The sequence below is a fragment of the Endozoicomonas sp. ONNA2 genome, assembly GCF_024606365.1.
Classification (GTDB): domain Bacteria; phylum Pseudomonadota; class Gammaproteobacteria; order Pseudomonadales; family Endozoicomonadaceae; genus Endozoicomonas.
Window position 1 is genome coordinate 1 of the sequence record NZ_JAHHPO010000964.1, and the last position, 4,888, is coordinate 4,888.

A 4,888-nucleotide genomic window follows, 5' to 3' on the forward strand; every position below is an offset into this window, starting at 1 on the left:
TATTCCTTACCAGCTTGGTGGGCTGGTTTGGCTGGGTTCACAGAATAGTTACGAATTCCGCGAGGTTCGTTAAAGGGGGAGGCACTCCCCTACCCATTGCCACCCCTTTTTCTAATCCAGTAGAAATAAACAGCTTCTGTCTCTTGATGGTGGACCAGCGAGTGATTCAGAAAATGACAGAACTTTGGGATATCACGTTGGGTAGAAGGGTCAGTAGCCAGTACCCGAACCACTTCACCCGGTGCCATATCCCTGATCTTATTGTGCAACATCATCACCGGTTCCGGGCAGAACAGGCCGCTGGTATCCAGCTCATGCTGCGCTTTAATAGTACCAACGCTCTTTTCAAGCAACCTGTCTGACATCAAACGTTAACCCGATCTTTCAAAACCAGCTCCTCACAAATGCCCATGGCACGTGAAAATATTTTGCGCCACCCCCGGGGATGAAAAATGGTTGAGCAAAATATTTTTCACGGCAAAAGGTCATGTCGGGTCACAAACCAGACATTATCCTTACTAAAATGGTGATAAACCCAGATCAGCCCCAGTCCCCGGGCGGCCATAAAAACCGTATAAGCAAGCCACAAGCCCTGATTTCCCAGATCACGAAACAGGAACCAGACCGGAAGAAAAACCAGAACCGTGGCCATCAGCATCGTATTCTGCATCATATCGGTTCTGACCGCACCAATAAAGACGCCATCCAACCAGAAACACCAAACCGAAATCAGCGGCATGGCGACCAGCCAAGGAAGGTAAACAGACGCTTGTTCTTTAACTTCCGGGATATTGGTCAACCAGCCCAGCAAGGCATTTCCGCCAAGACCAAGCAACAGGCAGAACAGTCCGCCACAGACCAGGGAACACCAACCGGTTATTCTGACTACCTGATAAAACCGGGGGCAATCACCCTGACCAATGGACTCACCGGTCAATGCCTCGGCTGCGTGAGCGAAACCATCCAGACCATTGGCAATCAGCACCATCAGATTCAGCAGCAGCGCATTGGCAGCCAGTACTTCATCCCCCAGCCGGGCGCCCCGAGCGGTAAAAAATGCCTGTACAACCAACAGGCACACTGTACGTACAAACAGGTGACGGTTGAGCATGATCAGCCGACGAAACGCAACCATATCAAATACCATTTCAGTACTGAACTGACCATCCTCACCGGCCAGAATTCGCCTGACCATCAGCAACCCAACAGCCAGCGCCAGATAATCAGCCATCACCGTTGCCATCGCCGCACCCCGGGTTGCCCAGCCCAGACCGAGAACCAACAACAGGTCCAGGACAATATTGACCCCATTACCCACAACCAGGATAAGCAATGGCCCCTTGGGCATTTGCATGCCAATCAGCCAACCAATCAACCCATAGTTCACTAAAACGGCGGGTGCGGAGACTATCCGAATCTGAAAGTAGATTTCAGCCTGGCTCACCACCGGGTCACTGGCGGCGAATAAAGGCAAGGCAAAATTTAACATCAACGGGGCCAGGAGAATCAGCAGCAAGCCTGTGACAGCGGCAAAAACCACGGACTGCAACAACCACTGCCTCAGGGCATAACGGTCATTACGACCCCTGGCCTGGGCAACCAGCCCGGTGGTGCCCATTCTCAGAAACCCAAAAGTCCAGAAAATCATGCTGAACAGGGTTGCCGCCACGGCAACACCGCCCAGATATTCCGGTGCCGAGAGATGACCAAGGACAGCAGCATCCACCAGCCCCAGCAACGGTACCGAAATGTTGGAAATAATGGCGGGCCAGGCAAAATGCCACACCTGCCGATAAGTTGCCGAAGCCGATAGCAAAGGGTCAACTCCCTCTTCGTCTCGATCACACATATTCAGGAAATCATAAAGGTCAAAATAAGAACTTCTTCATTTTAAAACTGTCAAAAGGATTACAAATTACATCGAAACCGGGCTGAGGATAGAACAGACATTGCCATGTCAGATACTGGCTTTACCGATGACCTTCATGTGGTGGATATTGAATGGCCAACCCACGTGCGAGAATCCCATGCGGTAATTGGAGTCGCACTGGAAGGAACCCCTGAATATGTAACGGTTTACACAAATTTCCCAGGTAGCACAGCGTCCTCCGGGGCTGGGATATTAATAACAAGCAACTGCTTCATAACGGCCAGGTCATTGGCAGTTACCCCAAAGTCACATCATCCGGTACCTATAATGTGCCAACAATAATAAGCTGCATTATAGATATGAATAAAGGAACCGTCGGTTTCAAAACCAACGACGACTATTTGGGCGAGGCGTTTTCGGGACTAAAGCATAAAACTGTTTTCGTGGCATTGTCCGCTGTTTATGGAGACGCAGAAATCTCAGTCGAATACATCAAGGGTTGTCATGCCAATCCTCTCTCCCTGCAAGATCTGTCAAGGCTGGTCATAAGAAATCGGGTTCAATTTGCCCAGCAGCTCGCCCTCCTTCCTATCGCTCCCACACTCAAGAAATTCATTGCTGACAAATAGATGACTGACGCTCAGTTACTACCCGTCCAGGGTTGGCGCCTGAATAAATGCTTATTAATTTAAGAAAAGATTGTATTGATCCCTGACAGTAATAAAGACTCTGTAATGAGAATATAATAATCAGTCCATCAAAATCAGTGAAGTCTCACCTGAACCAACCAAAACCACATAATTCACAGACTTTCAAGGTTTAAGACCATGCCAACGCCTCAGTCCGGCATCACCCCGGATGCCAAAATACCGACGCCCAATTTCTGGTACTGACGATCAAAGAAAGCGACAGCGACAGCCTATTGCAAACCCGCCAGACACTTTCCAGCATTCCGGAGCTTACTGAAACTCTGGCAAGGCAGTACCCCGATGCCAGGCACAGCTCAACCATCAGCATTGGCAGTAATGCCTGGGACCGGCTTTATTCCGGCAGCAAACCCAAGGCACTGCACCCTTTTACGGCCATCAACGATGGTGGCCGTGCAGCCCCTGCAACACCCGGCGACCTGCTGCTGCACATTCGCTCAGACCGGAAGGACATCAATTACCTGCTGATGAGCCAGGTGCTGCGCTCGTTGGGCCGCACGGTACAAGTTCAGGAAGACATCAGTGGCTTCCGGTATCTGGACAGCCGCGACCTGACCCGGTTTGTGGATGGCACTGAAAATCCAGAAGGTGAGCACCGTGCAGCCGTGGCGCTTGTCGGTGATGAGGATCGTTCTTTTGTCGGCGGCAGTTATATCCACACCCAGCGCTATGTCCATCATTTAAGGGAGTGGGAACAGTGTCCGTTGCAGGATCAGGAAACCATTATTGGCCGCACCAGGGAGGACAATATTGAGTTCAGTGCTGAACAGTTACTGGCTGTGCTTTCTTTGCCCCCTCCCTTGAATTTTTGGCATTGAATATTTGAAGGAAAATCAATAACCACTGTCAGCACCTCTTCTGAGGGGCTCTCTGAGGAGTTTTGGTCACTCACTCGTTTTGCTGGCACCGGAGCAAATTGCACGGCTTATGAAACTTTTCGGTTGGTCAATAGTCTAAGATAACGTCCAGATTGCTGCAGTACAGGCAGATGGACCCAATATCCGGTTTATGCCCAAAACATTGCCAGTTTTGACAATGAGCCATTAATAACTAACTCCAACGATACAGGTGTTTCCATGTACAAAGTTGATGCGACACAGGTTCATCTCCCCCCATCACCCCAGCACTCTTTCACAGCGACCGGCGCAGCACCATCGGCGCCTCAGTTTACGGCGGAAAGCTTCGGCAATCTGCCAGGTGCCGATGAGATGGCAACCCGGTTGAACACGCTTGATAGCAACATCACGAATATCCTTACTGCTGAAGATATTGCACAAATGTGTCACAACTTCACCAGTGCCTTTAATTTGGAGGATGTCCTGATTGAACAGTCCAGCCAGCTCAAGGCCATTCAAATCCTCCTGACCCTCACCAACTGCATTGACAAGGATTCCATCAAAGTGTTTGCTAACAGCAAACTGCAGGATACCCCTGACAATCAGAGGGACGGCAATCAGTTGAAGGAAAAAGCCAACAAGGACAACCGCACCCAGATTAACCTGCCTCCGGAGTATGAGAAACAATCGCCAAATTTGAGCTTCTGGCGGGAACAGTTAATGGCTAGTTTTATTGACTCCCAATTCCCGGAGGCAAACTTTAGCGAGGAACAAAAGGAGCAACTGAAAAACGCACTGCTGATGGCCAAAATGCAGATTGCTGCCAATACCGGAATCGGTAACTTCGAAAAGCCAATCCCATATAAAAACTTCGACCGGGCAACAGCCAGCCATCTCACTGCCCGCATAACCTACCCACGCCAAGCGCTGTGTGCTGAAAAACTGGAAAAGGAGACCATGGCGTTACAAGAACAGTTGTTCAACGCCAATTCAGGCCTGATCGAGAAGCTGCACAGTGATAAAACCATCACTCAATTGCTGAGAGGCAATCAACAGCATCACCTGAAAAAATTACTGAAGAGCCAGGGCGCAGACAACAGCGCTACCCTGACCAAAGCGGCAGCCTTGCTGGTTTCATTTGCCTCAAGAGATCCCGATTTGGCGGGCGAATTGACCAGCCTTGGTATCAATCCGAAGAATCTTGGCGATTTAGCCAAAGCACACAGCATACTGAACCATGCCCGGGCTGGTGAAAACACAACACTCACCAACGAGATTGCCGCTGACGGCGTGAGAAAAAGTGATAAATTCACCAGAGATTTTTTCAGTAGCGAGATTGCCAGGGATCCAAAACTCAAGGCCCCAATGCCCGCCAAAATTGCCTTATGGCTGGTGTCGACCAACCAACAGGGCTGAACATGATAAGTAGCTGGCCATATGGAATCGAATATTTCTGGCTACTTGGGCAGGTACTG

5 protein-coding genes are annotated in these 4,888 nt (G+C 49.9%); 3 read left to right on the forward strand and 2 right to left on the reverse strand.

Annotation, left to right across the window (positions count from 1 at the left end; genetic code table 11):
• Positions 1 to 89: 89 nt before the first annotated feature.
• Complete coding sequence (gene tusA / locus KDK14_RS17055) at positions 90 to 365, reverse strand: sulfurtransferase TusA (protein ID WP_257266384.1); 276 nt, start codon at positions 363 to 365, stop codon at positions 90 to 92.
• 107 nt (positions 366 to 472) lie between these two features.
• Positions 473 to 1,849 carry an MATE family efflux transporter gene (locus KDK14_RS17060; RefSeq protein ID WP_257266385.1) on the reverse strand — a complete coding sequence of 459 codons (1,377 nt, stop codon included), beginning with the start codon at positions 1,847 to 1,849 and terminating at the stop codon, positions 473 to 475.
• Between the two features lie 287 nt (positions 1,850 to 2,136).
• Here KDK14_RS17060 and KDK14_RS17065 point away from each other — a divergent pair, with 287 nt between their 5' ends.
• The 3 genes from KDK14_RS17065 (at position 2,137) to KDK14_RS17075 (ending at position 4,829) form a co-directional block, all read left to right on the forward strand.
• Positions 2,137 to 2,499: an SPRY domain-containing protein gene (locus tag KDK14_RS17065; protein ID WP_306671589.1), complete on the forward strand. Its 363-nt coding sequence runs from the start codon at positions 2,137 to 2,139 to the stop codon at positions 2,497 to 2,499.
• A 293-nt stretch (positions 2,500 to 2,792) separates the two neighbouring features.
• A complete protein-coding gene (locus KDK14_RS17070; protein ID WP_257266386.1) occupies positions 2,793 to 3,395 on the forward strand; it encodes a Dyp-type peroxidase in 603 nt (200 codons plus the stop codon).
• Between the two features lie 258 nt (positions 3,396 to 3,653).
• The gene (locus KDK14_RS17075; protein ID WP_257266387.1) at positions 3,654 to 4,829 is read left to right on the forward strand and encodes a hypothetical protein; all 1,176 of its coding nucleotides are present in this window, start codon (positions 3,654 to 3,656) and stop codon (positions 4,827 to 4,829) included.
• The last annotated feature ends 59 nt before the right edge of the window (positions 4,830 to 4,888 follow it).